This is a genomic window from Streptomyces sp. GL_148 (assembly GCF_057834205.1).
In genome coordinates this window covers 2,656,660-2,671,969 of record NZ_CM174396.1, presented here as the reverse complement: position 1 = coordinate 2,671,969, position 15,310 = coordinate 2,656,660, and the positions used below count along the sequence as shown (strand labels likewise).

General features: G+C 69.4%; 16 protein-coding genes, 1 tRNA gene and 2 pseudogenes. 3 read left to right on the top strand and 16 right to left on the bottom strand.

From position 1 onward, the window contains the following. Positions 1–4: 4 nt before the first annotated feature. Entirely contained in the window at positions 5–1,255 is a 1,251-nt protein-coding gene (locus tag AC3IYI_RS12340) for a hypothetical protein (protein ID WP_489410215.1), read from the bottom strand. A gap of 112 nt (positions 1,256–1,367) precedes the next feature. On the opposite strand from AC3IYI_RS12340, the gene AC3IYI_RS12335 reads away from it, so the two are divergent. Next, positions 1,368–1,442 (top strand) — tRNA-Val (locus tag AC3IYI_RS12335). A gap of 63 nt (positions 1,443–1,505) precedes the next feature. Here the strand turns inward: AC3IYI_RS12335 and AC3IYI_RS12330 are convergent. After that, positions 1,506–1,895: pseudogene (locus AC3IYI_RS12330) on the bottom strand (tyrosine-type recombinase/integrase); the annotation flags it as partial. Positions 1,896–1,951: 56 nt separating this feature from the next. Between AC3IYI_RS12330 and AC3IYI_RS12325 the strand changes: the two are divergent. Then, positions 1,952–3,123, top strand: a protein-coding gene (locus tag AC3IYI_RS12325) for an IS3 family transposase (protein WP_489408176.1) whose coding sequence is annotated in 2 segments (ribosomal slippage) — positions 1,952–2,204 and positions 2,204–3,123 — 1,173 coding nt in all. Because the reading frame shifts where the segments join, the coding sequence is not laid out codon by codon here. Between the two features lie 42 nt (positions 3,124–3,165). Here AC3IYI_RS12325 and AC3IYI_RS12320 read toward each other — a convergent pair. The 5 genes and pseudogenes from AC3IYI_RS12320 to AC3IYI_RS12300 form a co-directional block, all read right to left on the bottom strand. Next, positions 3,166–3,921, bottom strand: a pseudogene (locus AC3IYI_RS12320) (site-specific integrase); the annotation flags it as partial. After that, positions 3,921–4,118: a helix-turn-helix domain-containing protein gene (locus AC3IYI_RS12315; protein WP_489410214.1), complete on the bottom strand. Its 198-nt coding sequence runs from the start codon at positions 4,116–4,118 to the stop codon at positions 3,921–3,923. The pseudogene AC3IYI_RS12320 and the gene AC3IYI_RS12315, both read right to left, overlap by 1 nt. A gap of 166 nt (positions 4,119–4,284) precedes the next feature. Further along, complete coding sequence (locus AC3IYI_RS12310) at positions 4,285–5,535, bottom strand: DUF3631 domain-containing protein (protein ID WP_489410213.1); 1,251 nt, start codon at positions 5,533–5,535, stop codon at positions 4,285–4,287. Then, positions 5,535–5,888 (bottom strand): hypothetical protein, encoded by a 354-nt coding sequence (locus tag AC3IYI_RS12305; protein WP_489405701.1) that lies wholly within the window; start codon positions 5,886–5,888, stop codon positions 5,535–5,537. Before AC3IYI_RS12305 ends, AC3IYI_RS12310 begins: the two co-directional genes overlap by 1 nt. Further along, positions 5,885–6,805, bottom strand: a complete 921-nt coding sequence (locus tag AC3IYI_RS12300; RefSeq protein WP_489405702.1) for a bifunctional DNA primase/polymerase — start codon at positions 6,803–6,805, stop codon at positions 5,885–5,887. The genes AC3IYI_RS12305 and AC3IYI_RS12300 overlap by 4 nt, the downstream gene beginning before the upstream one ends. Before the next feature lie 137 nt (positions 6,806–6,942). Between AC3IYI_RS12300 and AC3IYI_RS12295 the strand changes: the two genes are divergently transcribed. Continuing rightward, on the top strand, positions 6,943–7,941 hold the full coding sequence (locus AC3IYI_RS12295) for an SRA domain-containing endonuclease (RefSeq protein WP_489405703.1): 999 nt from the start codon (positions 6,943–6,945) through the stop codon (positions 7,939–7,941). A gap of 30 nt (positions 7,942–7,971) precedes the next feature. Here AC3IYI_RS12295 and AC3IYI_RS12290 read toward each other — a convergent pair whose 3' ends face one another. From AC3IYI_RS12290 to AC3IYI_RS12250, 9 genes are all read right to left on the bottom strand, one after another. Further along, positions 7,972–8,151: a hypothetical protein gene (locus AC3IYI_RS12290; RefSeq protein ID WP_489405704.1), complete on the bottom strand. Its 180-nt coding sequence runs from the start codon at positions 8,149–8,151 to the stop codon at positions 7,972–7,974. Between the two features lie 11 nt (positions 8,152–8,162). Continuing rightward, positions 8,163–8,648, bottom strand: coding sequence for a hypothetical protein (locus AC3IYI_RS12285; RefSeq protein WP_489405705.1), 486 nt, complete (start codon positions 8,646–8,648; stop codon positions 8,163–8,165). Between the two features lie 25 nt (positions 8,649–8,673). After that, complete coding sequence (locus AC3IYI_RS12280; RefSeq protein WP_489405706.1) at positions 8,674–8,862, bottom strand: hypothetical protein; 189 nt, start codon at positions 8,860–8,862, stop codon at positions 8,674–8,676. 231 nt (positions 8,863–9,093) lie between these two features. Beyond that, positions 9,094–11,163, bottom strand: a complete 2,070-nt coding sequence (locus AC3IYI_RS12275) for a hypothetical protein (RefSeq protein ID WP_489410212.1) — start codon at positions 11,161–11,163, stop codon at positions 9,094–9,096. After that, a complete protein-coding gene (locus tag AC3IYI_RS12270) occupies positions 11,163–12,767 on the bottom strand; it encodes a hypothetical protein (protein WP_489410211.1) in 1,605 nt (534 codons plus the stop codon). The genes AC3IYI_RS12275 and AC3IYI_RS12270 overlap by 1 nt, the downstream gene beginning before the upstream one ends. Before the next feature lie 93 nt (positions 12,768–12,860). Next, complete coding sequence (locus AC3IYI_RS12265) at positions 12,861–13,679, bottom strand: phosphoadenosine phosphosulfate reductase (RefSeq protein ID WP_489410210.1); 819 nt, start codon at positions 13,677–13,679, stop codon at positions 12,861–12,863. Next, positions 13,676–14,545 carry a DUF2637 domain-containing protein gene (locus AC3IYI_RS12260; RefSeq protein WP_489410209.1) on the bottom strand — a complete coding sequence of 290 codons (870 nt, stop codon included), beginning with the start codon at positions 14,543–14,545 and terminating at the stop codon, positions 13,676–13,678. The genes AC3IYI_RS12265 and AC3IYI_RS12260 overlap by 4 nt, the downstream gene beginning before the upstream one ends. Then, a complete protein-coding gene (locus tag AC3IYI_RS12255) occupies positions 14,542–14,811 on the bottom strand; it encodes a DUF6284 family protein (protein WP_489410208.1) in 270 nt (89 codons plus the stop codon). The genes AC3IYI_RS12260 and AC3IYI_RS12255 overlap by 4 nt, the downstream gene beginning before the upstream one ends. A gap of 80 nt (positions 14,812–14,891) precedes the next feature. Beyond that, the gene (locus tag AC3IYI_RS12250; RefSeq protein WP_489410207.1) at positions 14,892–15,269 is read right to left on the bottom strand and encodes a RapZ C-terminal domain-containing protein; all 378 of its coding nucleotides are present in this window, start codon (positions 15,267–15,269) and stop codon (positions 14,892–14,894) included. Positions 15,270–15,310: the final 41 nt, after the last annotated feature.

Here is a 15,310-nt window from a genome sequence, read left to right as displayed (position 1 = left end):
CCCCTCAGGCGTGTCCGCGTTCGGTCCGGATGTCCGTCACCACCCGCTGAACGGAGGACCGTACGGCCTCCATCTCCTGGAGGAAGGCCCAGTAGTCCGGGTGGCGGTCCTCCAGCGCGGCCAGCGCCCGCGACACCCGGGCCACCGCCTCGTCCAGCGGGCGGGCGTGCCGGTCCTCGGGGACCGTGCGGCCCTCCATCGCCAGGCGCTGCGCGTCCCGGATCGCGAACCGGGTGCGCTGCACCTCGGCCTGCGGATCCCGCGCCACCGCTTCCAGCCGGGTCAGCCGGTCCTGCGCCGCCGACACCGCCTCGTCGGTGGCGTCCAGCGAAGCCCGTACCGCCTCGACCAGGGCCGCTACGACGGCCCACTGCTGCAGGTCGCGCGCCCGGCCGGCCTCCGCGAGCCGGTCCTCCGCCTGCGCCACGTCCCGTACCGCCTGCTCCGGCACCTGCTGGAGGTCCTGCCAGCAGGCCGCGCTGAAGCGCCGGCGCAGCTCGCTGAGCACCGGATCCACCCGGTCCGCCCGGTTGCGCAGGGCCTGCGCCCGGGTCCGCAGGCTCACCAGCCGCCGGTCGATCTCCGCGGCCCGCTCCGGGAGCCGCGCCGCCTCGGCCCGTATCGCCTCGGCGTCGCGCAGGATCCGGTCGGCGCGCTGCACGGTCTCCTGCACCCCGTGCTGCGCGGCGCCCTGGTTCAGTTTGGTCAGCTCCGGCCCGAGCGCGGCCAGCCGGGCGGCCAGGTCGTCGGCCCGGATCCCCTTGCCGCGCACCTCGTCCAGCGCCGTGCTCGCCGCGAGCAGCGCGGCCCTGGCCCGCTCCCGGGCCGGCGCCACGCGGGCCAGCTGCGTCTCGGCCCGGTCCAGCAACGGCTGCAGCCCGAGCGCGAACCGGTCGAGCTCGCCCTTGACCCGTACCAGCTCCTCCTTGGCCCGGGTCAGCTCGTCCCGGGCCCGCGTCGCGGCGGACGCCTCCAGCTCCACCCGATCGAGATCGTGAGCGTCGACGGCATTGATGTACACGTGGCTGACCTGGTCGATCCGCTGCCCGAGCGCGACGAACCCCTCACCCACCCGACGCGCCTCCGGCGAGCCGTCCGCGGCCGCGATCGTCTCGATCGAGATCCGCAGATCCCGCTGTGCGGAGTCCAGCTCGTAGAACGCCGCCGCGGCAGCGTCCTTCGCCGCCTGCGCGTCCGCCCGCCGACTCTCGTCCCGCCCGCCGCCGCCGAACCACCGCCGGGGTGCCGTCGTCACAGTCGCCTCTCCCGTACCCGGTCCGCAATGCCCCTGCCCCGGCCCATTCTCCCCCACGGGAACGGGTTTGCGTGGGGGGTGTGCCCTGCATGTAGGCTGTCCACTCATCCACGGGTGCGTAGCTCAGGGGTAGAGCGCTGCTCTTACAAAGCAGATGTCGGCGGTTCGAAACCGTCCGCGCCCACCAGCAAAAAGGCCCCCAGCCGATCATGGTTGGGGGCCTTTGACGGCTCTAAGTGACGGCAGTCGCCTACTCGGCCGGCCGCCGACGGCGCAACATCCGGTCCATGTGCCCCATGGCCTCGCGCCTACTGCCGTCGGTCACGTGGGTGTAGATGTTCATCGTGACGGCGATCTGGGAGTGACCCAGGATCTCCATCACCACGCGCGGCGGTACCCCTGCTGCGAAGAGCAGCGTGGCGCACCCGTGCAGGCGGATGCGCGGCAGCCCGGCGTCCTCGCCGATGCGCTCGAAGGAGCGGCTGAGGTTGCGCGGCTCGACAGGCCGACCCGAGCGGGTGGTGAAGACGTAGTCGCTCTCATCCCACTGCTTGGCAGCGGACCGCAAGGCCGTCTGTCGCATGCGCTGCCAGCGCAGAGGTGCCACGCACATCTGAGGGATGGGGATTGAGGTGCCCCGAAGTTCGCGGACTCCCGCCATGCAAGAGATACTTACCTTGACCAAAGGATAGGTAAGTGGCAAAGCGCACGACCCCGTACTCGGCAGAACTCAAAGAGCGAGTAGTGCGGGAAGTACTCGACAAATCACGCCCCCACGCGGATGTCGCCAAGGAGTTCGGTGTCACCGAGAGCTCGTTGAGTCGTTGGGTCGCCCAGTACCGGAAGCGGCACCTCGCAGGCGAACCGATGGCAGATTCCATCGCCGCGGACGAGCGTGTCCGCGAGTTGGAGAAGAAATTGCAGGAGGTCACCACCGAACGGGACTTCCTAAAAAAAGCGGCAGCCTTCTTTGCCCGCGACCATCGGTGACCGAGAAGTATGAGTTCATCGACGGCGAGAAGGACAATTTCCCGATCACGGGCATGTGCACCTGGCTTGACGTTTCCACCTCTGGTTTCTACTCCTGGAAAATGCGACCGGCTTCGCCCACTTTCGAGCGGCGTGAAAAACTGAAGCTCATCATTCGTCATGTCTTCGACGAATCCGATGGCACCTACGGATACCGCCGAGTTCACGCCGCCCTCGGCCGCAAGGGCGTCGAGGCAGGGCCCGAGCTGGTGCGTCTCCTGATGCGGGACCTGGACCTGGTCCCCTGCCAGCCAAGGCCCTGGCGGATCACGACCGTGTCAGACAATGATCAGCCGGCACTCCGGGACTTCCTCGGACGCGACTTCACGGCCGCCGCTCCCGGACAGAAACTGGTGGGAGACATCACATACATCCACACCTGGGACGGCTTCCTCTACCTGGCGACGGTGATTGACTGCCACACCAAGGCCGTTGTCGGCTGGTCCATGGCGAACCACATGAAGACATCCCTCATCTCGGACGCCGTCGACATGGCAGCGGGCAATATCAAGCTCGCTGATGGATGCATATTTCACTCTGACAGAGGAAGCCAGTACACTTCACAAGAGTTCCGAACGAAACTTCAAAGGATGCAAATGCGGCCCTCGGTCGGCAAGACCGGAGTCTGCTGGGACAACGCCATGGCCGAGTCTTTTTTCGGAGCCCTGAAGAACGAACTCGTGTATCGCACTACCTTCCCGTCCCGGGAACACGCACGCAAGGCGATAGTGCGGTACATAGAAGTCTTCTACAACCGTAGACGCCTGCACTCGGGACTTGGGTACAAGACCCCGCAAGAGGTTCACCGCGAATACGAGAAGATACAGCTCGCAGCGTAAGTTTCTCGCGCAAGCACAGTCCGTTTTCTGCGGTGCCCCTCAGATGGCCCTAGTCCGCCGGTTCTTGGTGGAGTCCGCATACAGCTCCTTCTGCACACGCTGAATCTGGTTCCGCACGGTGAGCGTCCGGCGGTCGAGGTCGATGTCCGACCAGCGGAGCCCGAGGACTTCGCCCCGTCGGAGCCCGAGGGCGATGGCGAGCACGAAGGCCGCGTACAACGGGTCGCGCCTGCCGGCCTCCAGGAACGTGAGTGTCTCGTCGAGGTCCCAGGGCTTGAGCTCCCGCTGGACGACGCGCGGGGCCGGTACGAGCATCACCACGTTCCGACTGATGAGCTCCTCCCGATTCGCCGCGGTGAGTGCGCTGCGAAGCACTCGGTGCGACTCCTTTGCCGTCGCGGCGGAGGTCTGCGCGGTCACGTCGGCGAGCATGCGCCTCACGTCGGGCACGCCCAGGGTCTCAAGGCGCTTGGAGCCCAGTTGCGGGATCAGGTACAGACGGACGTGGGTCTCGTACTTCGCGTACGTCGTCTTCTTGCGGTCGTTCCTGACGAACGTCTCCAGCCAGAACGGCAACCACTCGGAGAGCTTGGCCGAGCGAGTGGGCGTCGGGATGCCCTGGCGGTCTCGCAGGACAAGCTCCTGGCGCTTGGCGTCGCATTCGGCCCAGGTCTTGCCGTACACGGTCTTCCGCCGGCGAGTACCGTCGGGCTGGATGACGTAGACGCGGGCTTCGTAACGACCGTCGCTCCGCTGCCAGATGCTGCCAGCGCCGTTCGGGTTCCTCTTGCGTGCCATCAGGCGGCTTCCTCCAACTTGGTCTGCATGAAGGTGTGAAGGCAGTCGGCCGGCACGCGGCGCGCCCGACCGATCGTGATGCTTCGAAGCTGTTTCGTGCGGATGAGGTCGTAGACCTTGAAGCGGCTGAGACGCAGCGCGGTCATGACCTCGGGAACGGTGAGTGCCTGGTGGGTGGTGGGCAGATCCGAACTCACTGAGACCTCCGTGGCGGGGGAGGGGCTTCCTTCGGCCTGGGGATCCGCAACAGACGCAACACCGCAACACGCCTGGTCAGAGGCATGGATCTGTTGCGGATCGCGGGTCTGTTGCGGATGGGTGCCGCCACACCTTGGTGCGGCGGCACCCATCCGAAGGTGCGAATCAGCCCACGATGTGGAGCGGGGGTGTGGCGGGTTCCGTCGAACTGTTGCGGATGCCGATCGGGCCATCCGCAACAAATTCACCCCCTGTGACCTGGGGTGTTGCGGGTGTTGCGGATGTTGCGGACCTGAGCGGGGGGAGGGGGCAGTAGCGGGTCCAGGCGTCGGACAGGTCGTCGGCGAAGTAGCCCTTGGGCGTTCCGGAGGGCATTCGAAAGGTGCGGGGCTTGATGGGCTTGTTCGCCGGGGTGACGTACTGGCTGAGCATCTTGGCCAGGGCCCGGGAGGTGATCGGCTTGTCGTCGAGGTCGGCCCACGGGGAGTCGTCCAGGGTGAGGAGGCATTCGAGGATCACGGCGGTGGGCATGCGGTCGGCTCCGCAGAACACTTTGTCCCGCAGGTCGGTGAGCAGCCGGATGCCGAGGGACGCTTCCTCGTTGTCGTGTGCAGCGTTGATCAGTTCGACGCAGGCGGCGCGGGCCCGTTCGGGCCAGTTCCCCCCGGCGGCGTCCGCGACGGCGAGGAGGGGCTCCCAGACGTCGGCGGGCCGGTCGGTGACGCCTTCGGGCATCTCGGGCCAGGCTTCTGCGACTTGGTCGCGGACGGTGTCGGCCCACTCCGCGAGACGATCGCGCAGGACGTGGCCCTGCCTCTCGTGCTGGCGTCGGCGGTAGGGCTCGCAGGTCTCGTTCGGTGCGCGCTTTCGCATGCGGATGATGACCGAGCGGGTCAGGATCGTGTCGGGCAGGGAGCCGAGCCCGGCCATGGCGACCGCGCAGAACGAAGAGAACCACCCGGCAGTCTGGTTGGCACCTTCGCCGACACAGCGCAGGGAGTTGCCGCCCCGGCGGTAGCCGGAGTTGAGGAACCCGCGGACGGCTTCGTTGTCTCCGGCTTTGGGGCCGAAGACGGTGTCGATCTCGTCGAAGAGGAGGGTCGGGGGTCCTTCGGGGGCGTCGACCAGGCGGAAGAGCGCGTTCGGGGACGCGTTGACCGTGGTCGCTGCTCGGGGGGTCAGCGTCTCGATGATCTCCAGTGCACGGGACTTCCCCGACCCTGGTTCGGGGGACAGGAACGCGATGCGGGCGGTTCCGTCGAAGGCGTCGATGAGATGGGCGTGTGCGTCCCACAGGGCGACCGCGACGTAGGCGGCTTCCCGCGGGAAGACGTTGAATCGCCGGTGGAAGGTCTCCACCTCGTCGAGGAGTGCGGCCCCGTCGATGTGCGCGGCCTGCGGTTTGGGGTCGCTCATCAGGCGGCCTTCCCTTCCTGGGATACGAGCTGGGGGCAGACGGTGCGGTGGCGCACGTGGTCGTCGATCAGTGCGAGCGCGCGGCTCTGGCCGGCGGCGAAGAGGTCGCGTCCGCACGAGCACCACGAGCGGGCCGACGGGGTGGCGCCGCGGCCGGGGGCGCTGATGTGGAGCCATGCGACGGGCCGGCGTCCGTCGTCGAAGCCCGGGTTCGAGCGAACAGATGAAGGGACGCCTTCGGCGACGACCTTCGGCGCGCCATTGCCGTCCGTGGCCGGTGCCGGTTCGGCGGAGCTGGGGCCGGTAGGCGCCAGGGTGGGGCCTTCCAAGCGGGGATGAGGTCGGGTGCTCATGCCGCATCCCGGGCCCGGACCGTACGGGCGGAGCTGTCCAGGGCGCTGCGGATCGTGGAGCGGCACTCGGCAGCGGTGAGTCCCCGCTCCTCCCCCGCTCCTTGGAAGGCCACCTCCACCTCGTCCCGAGGCAGGTCGCCCCACGCGACGAAGCGCCCCACCTTGAAGGCGCACCGGTTGAGCGTGTTGTTTGCCTGCCCTGCCGGGGCGGTACGGACGACGTTGCACTCGGCGTCCAGCGCGGCGCGGGCCGAGCTGGTGCCGCTGACGGCCGGCGCCACGAGCCGACGGGCCGGGAGCGGGGCGGGCGGTTGGAGCAGGGGCAGCAGCCAGCCGGGGAGCTCTGCGACCGGGGCGGGGTCGGTCACCTCGTAGGCGCCGGCCGGGGTGGTGCTGCCGGGGGCGACGATGTAGCCGCCGTGGGCGCGGGTGTCGATGAGCGGGCCGAGCTTGCCGGCCGTGTTCCCCAGCCGGAGTCCGGCCGGGGCGGTGAAGTACAGGTGGGCTCCGCCGGAGGGGGTCCGGGTGCGGTAGGTGGTGGGGACGGCCTGCCCGGCGCGCTCGCAGAGCGCCGTAAAGGTCTCCGCGCCGCCAGGCGCGTCCTGACTGCTGTTGGGCTTGGGGGCGTCGAGGTCGATCACGATCAGTCCGGCGGGGCCGGTGGCCAAGCCGATGTTGTACGGCTTGTGCGTCCAGCAGCGGACGATCGTGGCTCCGTCGGTGGTTGCGCGCTGTTCCCACTTCAGGTGCCCGTCGGCGCAGCCGTCGGTGTGGGGGCAGCGGTCTTCTCCGTGGAGAGCGGGCGTCTTGGAACCGGGCCGGAGCGGGAAGATGGGCCAGCCGCGGGCCGCGAGGCTCAGTGCGTCAGCGAGTAGCTGTGCCTGTCGGTCTCGCGGTAAGGGGGCGGGTTGGGTCATGCTGGTGACCTCCATAGGTCTGTTGAGGGCTGGTGGATCGAAGGCGGCCCCGGTCTTTTGCCGAGAGAGGGGCCGCCTTTGTGGTCTCCCGAAAACTGAGTAACGGGATGTCAGTGGGGGTGCTTAGGGTCGTGGCTATGACGACGACCTTTGAGCTTGTGCCGGGCCGGCTGACGACGCGGGATGAGGTAGCCGCGATCTTCGGCTGCGGGAAGTACCAGGGCATCGAACCGGGTGTGGACGCCAAGAAGGTATTTGTGTACTCCGACCCTTCCGCCGGCGCCGAGTTCGGCTACACCTTCGACGGGCGGGCCGAGGACGACGAGTACGGTCCGCTGTACCTCTACACCGGCTACGGCGCGAACGGTGACCAGGAGATGAAGAGCCGCAACAAGTCCCTGCGCTACCACGTCGAGGACGGGCGGGAGCTCCACCTGTTCGTCGCCCACGGCACGGTGGAGGGCTCCGGCACGGTCCAGCAGCGCTACATCGGGCAGATGACCGTGGACCCGATCAACCCGGTCGAGGTGCACCGCGGTCTCGGCAAGGACAACAAGATGCGCAACGCCCTGGTGTTCCGGCTTCGGCCGGTACCGGGCTCTAAGCCGGCGTGGACGGCCGAGGACCGGATCCAGCCGGCGCCGGTGACCGTGATCGAGGACATCGACCTCAGCACGCCGATTCCGGCGCAGACCAGCGTCAAGGACAAGAACTCCGAGACGCACACGACTGCGGAGACCATCGCGGATATCCCGGGCGGACCGCGGAAGGTCCAGCGTCGCGAAGGCCTGCTGATGGAAGCCTTCAAGAAGCACCTGCAGGCGGCCGGCCACGCGCACAAGTCGTTCGACATGACCATCGCCGGCGAAGTCAGTGTGCTCACGCCGGACCTGTACGACATCGCCGAGCATGTGCTCTACGAAGCCAAGGGGCAGACCACCCGCACCAACGTGCGGATGGCCATCGGTCAGCTTGCCGACTACCGGCGCCACGTCCCCAAGTCCGAGGGGCTCAGGGTCGCCGTACTGCTGCCGAGCGAGCCGAGCAAGGACATCAAGGAGCTGCTCGCCTCACAGAAGATCCACCTCGTCTACCAGACCGAGGACGGCTTCGTCGGCTTCCCCCTGGGCACCTGACCCCATCCGTGAGGGGCACGCCCGCAGCGTTCAGTGGCGGGCGTGGTCCACGGCGATGTCGGTGAGGCGTTTGGCCTCGTCGGGGGTGACGAAGCCGTACCGGACCTGGATGAGGCAGCCCGGGTAGGGGCAACGGACCGTGTGCCGGCCCGCTACGAGCCGAAGAGCGTCGCGGATCCGGTCGGTCAGGGGCAGTGTGGAGCGGTTCATCGAGTGACTCCTCAGCGGTGATTGATGGTGCCGTTGGCGCGGCCGAACATTCCGGACGCGCTGATGTTCTGGGTGACGTGCTGGACGGGCCCCGCACCCCGGCCGCCCGACGCGCGTCCGGCGCGGAGGAGGAGCGGGGCGATGACGCCGGCGGCGATGAGGGCGATGGCGGCCCAGAGGGCTTCGGTCATGGCGATCAGTCCCGGGGCGGCGTAGGAGATCCCGAATCCGGCCGCGGCGATTCCGCCGCCAATGGTCGGGGCGAGCAGGGCGGTGGTCTTGGCCCACGCCGGTAGCGGCTGCGCGGCCGGGACCGTGGTGGGGGCCGCGGGGTGGGTGTAGGCGAGGGTGCGGTAGCCGCCGGGGAGGGTGACCATCTCGACTCCGGGCGGGAGTTCAGCGAGCGGCATGGCCGGGTGCTGGATGGTGGCGGGGTAGTAGATGGGGTCGCCGTAGCGGGCGGGCGGGGTGGTGCTCGTGCGGGTGGGCTCATGCACAGCAGGCTCCTTGGCACGGGGGTGGTCAGGTTCCGGATATGGCTGTGAGGGCGGCGCTGATGAAGTCGTTGATGGGGGCGGCTGCGCCGGTGGCGGCGAGGAAGAACCCGAAGCCGACGGCAACGAGCGCGCTGCCAGCGCCGAGGGTTCTGGTCCGGAGCAGGACGCCGAGGATGACGCCGAGCAGGACGACGAGGGAGATGGTCACGGGCATGCGGGAAGGTCCCCGTTCGGGGCGGGCGGGCGGCCCCGCAGCGGGTGCCGCCCGCGGGCGGAGGGGCGGGCGTGCGGGTGCGGAGTTACTGCCTACTGCCTAGTGGCTACTGCCTACTGCCTACTGCCCAATCCGCAGATGAGAGAGGGTTTCAGGGGTGGCAGGTGGGCAGTAGAGGCCTGCCTACTGCCGACGGCGGGCAGTAGGCAGTAACCGGTTGGGTAGCGGTGTTCAGGCGTGGTCGGGGTGGACGTAGACGGAGTGCGGGCCCCGGTCGCGGTAGACGAGCTCACCGCGTTCAGCGGCGGCCTTGAGGGCCTTGCGGACCGACTCCCGGCCCCGGCTGACCGCGTCCGCGATGGCCGCGGGCTTCAGCCCGTCGGGCCCTGCGGTGTAGAGGGCGGCGATTGCTTCGGGCAGCCAGTCCGGGCCGCCTTCCCCGTCGCGCAGCGCCGACAGGTTCAGACCGGGGCGCTCCTTGCGGGATTCCGGTTCCTGCTCTGGCTTGGGGGTGTTGAACTCGATGTCGATGAGCCGCTGGAACTCGATGTCCACTCCGTCGACCTCGGTCACCGCGGGTTCCTGCTTGCGGTGCGCGGACAAGTTCAGCCCACCGGCCGCAGGTGCCGAGCTCGGCCCGCTGGAGGTGGGGTAGTCGGCCTGCTGGTGATCGGTGATCCATGCGGTGCGGCCGTGGTCCCACCGGCGGGCGTAGTCCGCGCCGGCCGCCTTCGCCGAGACAGCATCCAGCCGGGGGTGCCGGTCGGAGGTGGCGTGGACGATGTCGCGGATCTGCGTGGGCAGGATCCGCCATGTCCCGAAGAGCGCAGCGGGCGATTCGGGCGTGCCCATGAAGCCGGTGCCCTTGTCCGGAGCCTGCTCGATCCGTAGCCCGGTCCCGCCGGGGAACAGCTTCGACAGGTCCATGCCCTCGGTCGCGCCACCGGTGAGGGCGACGCGGGTCTTGGCTTCGCGGCGGATCATCATGTTGCCCAGCACGGAGCCGGTGGCGCCGAGCGCGGTGAGGACGGTGCGGATGCCCATGGCGCGGAGCATCCGGATCACTTCGAGGATCTTCTTCGCGAGCTTCTTCTTCTCGGGCTCGCTGCTGACGAGGATCTCGGCACCCTCATCAATGACCAGCATGATCTGCGGAATCTCCGCGCTGACCGGCAGGAGATCGGTGTTGGCCTTGGCCATCAAGTCCTGGTAGGCCCGCTTGCGGTACAGCCCGATCCGCAATGCCGCATCGAGCATGAGGAGCGCCTCCTCGTGGGAGGCGGCCAGCCAGTCAATGCCTGGCCGGACTGCGGTTCCCTGTCCGGAGCCGTCCATGGCGGGGCGGATCCAGGGCAGGCCGGCCGATCCGGCGTTGAGGTCGATGACCCAGGTCAGGATGTCGTCGGCGCGGGCGAACCCGGCCAGGATGACGTGGACCATGTTCGTCTTGCCGGATCCGGTGGGGCCGACGACGAGGGCGCACTGCTCGCGGAGGTAGGTGAGGATCGCGTCCGCGTTCGTCCGGTACCCCCACGGGATGCCGGTGTGGATCGACAGGGGGCTGTAGTCGGACGGGTAGGGGACTTCGGCGGCCAGCACGTTGACCGTGGTCACGTCGATGAGGACGCGGCCCTGATCGATCCCGGGGGAAGCGGCAGCAGTGCAGCCGTGCGGCAACCGAGCGTCCGCGGGAAGGCGGGCGTTCTCCTTGGCGATGCGGTCGTATGTGGTGCCGCCGGCGGGGAGTTCAGCGTCGATGGTGAACCCGGTGTTCGTCGGCCACATCTCCACCGCCACGACCCGCAGCGTGATCCCACACACCCGCTGAACGCGGTCGACCCACTCGGCAGCGATGGCCCGCCGGTCCGCGGACAGTTCCCGGGCCACCTGCCGCTCAGCGGCAGCGATCGCTTCGAGTTCGCGGGCCTCCTCATAGAAGCCGACGGAGCGGGCAGCGGCGCCCATACTGACGCCGATCACCGCGAGGGAGCCCAGCGCGGTCCAGTTGAGAGGGCCGGTGGCCAGCGCCCACGTGGTCCAGCCGGAGCCCACGAGCCAGGAGGCAGCGCGGGCGCTGATGGTGCGGGCGGCGAGCTTCTGCCGCAGCCCCGACGCGGTGTGGCCGATCGCGCCGACGGTGCCGATTGCGAGGGCCCAGGTGGGGGGCATGTGGGCGAGGGTTCCGACGGTGGAGACGGCGTACATGCCGGTCGTGGCGGATAGGGCGCCGGTGACGGGTCCGTGGCCGGCGGCCCAGTCGAGGGCGAGTCCGTTGTGGGTGACGGTGTTTGTGGTGGTCATCAGACGTTCCAGCCCTTCTCGGCCTCGGGGCCGTTGCGGGGGTCCTCGTGGCGGGCGATGTCGGCCTCGTGGGCCTGCCGGAACGCGGGTCCGAGGTCTTCGGCCACTGCGACGGCGGAGTTGATCGCGCCGTAGATGTCGTCGAAGCCGTCGGCGACTTCCTTCTCCAGCGGGAACTCGGTGTCGGAGCGCTCCGCGAGGATCCGCATGACGTTCGCGATCGACGTCAGGGCCTCGGGCAGGCCTTCGATCATGGCGAGGATCTCCATGGCGCTCTCGGGCTCGTAGGCCTGGGCCGCCTGCTCCATCTCGGCGGCCAGTTCCTCGAACCTGAACCCGGAATCGGTGCTCATGCTGCGTACTCCTTGGCTGGCGGGAGGTGCGGGAACGTTCTTGGCGGGACGAGCGGCCGTATCGCCGAGGAGGTCGGCCTCGGTGTCCTGGTCTCGCTCGGCGGCGGCCTGCTCTTCAGCCGCGGCTTCGTCTTCTTCGAGCTGGGCGCGGATCTCCTCATCACGGGCTTCGCGCTCGGCGCGGGCCCGGCCGACGAGGAACTGGTAGAGGCGCCGGCCGGGGAACATCAGCCAGCCGAAGCGGAGCTTGCGGCCGAGTGGAGTGGTCACCATCCCGAGGACGCCGAGGGCCGCGCCGAGCGCGACGGAGAGGGCTCGACGGGCCTGGAAGCGTGCGGCGGAGCGGCGCAGGGCTCGGCGTGCGGCCTTCCGTGCGGGGGCCTGTAGGGCGGTTACCCGCCTGCGGTGTGCTGCTTCCTGCACCCCGGTACGGCCTTGGGCGACTGCACGTTGAGCGTTGCGATCCCGTGCAGCCCGGGTGGCACGGACGGCCTTGTCGCGGACGGCGGCGGCCTTGCCCATGGTCTGGGCGAGGGTGCGGGCCGCCAGACCGTGCGCCTTCCTACCGGTGGAGGCGCTGCGCTCGGCGGCCTTTGTCGCCCGCCGGGTGTCGGCGACCTGTCGGCGGGCCTGAACTGCAGCCGTGCGGGCGGCGGATCGGGTCGGGGCCTGTGTCTTGGCCTGCGAACGCAAGCCGGCGACCTGCCCTGCCCGGCCGCCAGCCAGACGGCCAGCGGCCTGCCCGGCCCGCTGACGGACGGATGGCGTCACCGCCTTGGTGGATGAGCTGCCGGATCGGCCACCGGCGGTGCCGGCCGCGCGGTGGCGGGCCTGCCCACCAACACTCCGACGAGATCCAGATCCACCACCCGTACGCGGGCTAGTGCGGGGCTGAGAGGGGATCCGCCCCAAGGTGCCGCGACCTTTGCCGCCCCTGGCGGTCCGGTTGGCGACAGGGGCGGGCTTGGCCGCGGGCTTCTTCTTGCGGTCCTTGGCTCGCTGGTGGGTTGCGGCAGTACCGAGGACGGCGGCGCCGGTCATCGCGATCGCAGCGGCGATCGGGCCGCCGGCCAGTGCGGCGGTGGCCAGCAGTCCGGCGGCGGTATTCGTCCCGGTCAGGGACAGCGGACCCACGGGGAAACCGCCCGGGGTGTGCTCCACCTCCTTGGCCCCGGCGGTGGGCTCCGTCGGGGCCGGGCTGGTCGTGGTTTCTTGAGGCGGGGCCTGCGGTTCGACGGTGGTCTCGGTCATGCTGAACGTGCTCCTTCAGGGGAGAAGAGGGCCCGGCCGACGCTGTGAGAGGTAGGCGGCCGGGCCCTGCTGAGTGGTTCAGGGACGTCGGGCTCAGGTCATGCACCAGCCGGAGTCGCATCCGGGGTCGGTGTCGTCGAAGGGGAGGGTGTCTACGCCGTCGGGGATTGCGGCCCGCAAGGGCCGGCCGAAGCGGGTCAGGTAGACGTGGTCCTTGCCGAGCGCGTCGCGGCGCTGGTTGAGGAGGTCTTCAAGCTGGCAGGCCTTCTCGAAGAGTTCGGGCTGTTCGCGGCGCATGTCGTGCCAGGCCTCGGGCCGGTGGAATGGGCAGAACCAGCACGACGACTTCGGGGGAACCGGCAGGCCGGCGGAGCGGATGATGCGGGCGCAGTCGATGCGGCGAATCCCGCGTTCCAGCAGCGGGTACTCGATCTGCTCGTACGGCTCGCAGCGGCGCTTGTTCGCGCGGCCGATCTCATCGAGGCTGATGCCGATCCCGACCGTGGCCGGCTGGTCCTTGGTGGCGCCGCGTCGTTTCAGCTCCCGGCCGATGACCTTGATTTTGTAGTCGGCGGTGCAGGAGCGGGTGCCGGGGGCTCCGTTGCTCATCCGGACCGGGATCTTCAAGGACTTCGAGCCCTCGCGGGTGAGTTCCCCGTACAGGGTGCGGGTCTCCTTGGAGCGGACCATGACCCGGTCCAGGAGGACCAGCTCCAGGCCGTGCTCTTCGGCGTAGGGGCGGGCGTAGTGGTCGAGGTAGGCCATGGTGCCGGGGTTCTCGGAGTCGTCCCCGACGTTGGCCATCAGGAACGTCCGGTAGTCGATCTCACCGGTCGCGGCGAGGACCATGGCGGCCATGGACTGCCAGCCACCACCGAAGCTGAACGCCTTGAGATTCTCCGGGGCCGTCATGCCATCGCCCCGGTGGTGAGTGGGTGGTGCTCGCCCTCGCGGGTGGCGAGGATCTGCTTGCGGCCCCAGGACTCGCTCATGCCGTACGCCTCACCGAGCGCACGGGCGGACAGGGGGCGTGCGGCCTGTACGGATTCGGCGTACGTGCGGCGGGCTTCCTGTCGCAGCCGCTCCAGTTCGGCCTCCTCGTACACGTCCTCCAGCACCGGATCCCCGCCAGGGGGTGTGGGCTGTGCGGGGACGATGTGCGGGGTGTGCGGATCTGCTGCCCGCACACCATCTGCATGGGCGGTGAGCTGCGGCAACGCGTCTCGTGCGGAGAGATGAGGGGTTTGCGGGATCTCGGTGTCAGGGCGGTCGATCTCGACCGTGTCGGGGGTGTGCGGGACCCGTACGGGCTCCTCCGCACGCACCCCGTACGGCTGAGCGTCCCGTGGCTGCGGGCGGTGATGGAGGACCTTGGCGACGAGGTCGGAGCCGAAGTAGATCGACCCGACCGGCAGCGACGTGGCCAGGAGCACCAGGGCATAGTTCGCGGGGTTCCACTCGGCCAGCCGCATCCACTCGACCTCGGTCGAGTGGAGCGCCGGCACGAGCCCATGGACGTAGTTCAGGACCAGCGACGCGCCTGTGTAGGCGGCGAGGACCCGCAGGGCGAATTTGCGGTCCTCGTCGGTCAGGACGAGCGCGGCCACGAGCGCGAGGGCCATCAGTCCGTCGACCACGAACGGGTACAGCGTGGCCGCCGTGTCGTCCGCGCCGATTGCCCTGGCCACGTCCCGCAGGGCGTTCCAGGAGACGCGGAAGGCCATGGCGACTACGACGACCAGGGCGAGGACGAGCGCGGCCTTGGCCTTGCGGTTCATGCCGCGTCCCCCGGCATGCTCGTGTTGGCGGTGCGGTTGGTCGCGTCCCGCCGGGCCGTCAGGACCCGGTTGCGGGCCCGGCGGATCCGGCGGGCGTCGAACTCGGACGCCGGCCGGTCGAGCTGCGAGATCAGCGCGTCGAGCAGGTCGACCTCCGCCAGGATCAGCGGCATCTCACGCTCGATCGCGTCCAGCTCCGCGTCCGACGGCTCCAGACCATCGGACCACGGGGTAACAACGTCGTGAAGTGCGACGATGGGCTTCATGGGTTTGCTCCTTCTGAGGAGGAACAGGACTCAGCGGCCTCCGGCGTTCCAGCGCTGGGGGCCGCACTGCGTTGGGGGGTTCAGCGGTTGACGACGGGCTTGTGCAGGTCGCGGTGGTGGAGCGTGACCGTGTGTCCGCCGCCCGTGAGCAGGAGGGACAGGGTCCGGGCGACGGTCGCGGCGCGGTGCCGCCCGCCCTGGCACCCCATGGCGATGACGAGATCGCCACCGCCGGGCCCGGCCGCGAACGCGTCGACGGCGAGCAGGGTCGCGGTGATGAGCGGCATGATTCCGGGGGTGGCGAGCACTGCGTCGCGCACGGGCTCGTCCTCGGCGGTCAGGTACCGCAGCTCCGGCGACACGTGCGGGTCCCGGAAGTGGCTGCGCAGGTCGAGCGTGAGGTGAGCCGCGGGCGGCGCCGCGTGCAGGTAGCCGAACGAGACGATCTCTACGTTCACAGCAACTCCTTTGGGCAGGAGCGGGGGTTCCGGCTCCCCAC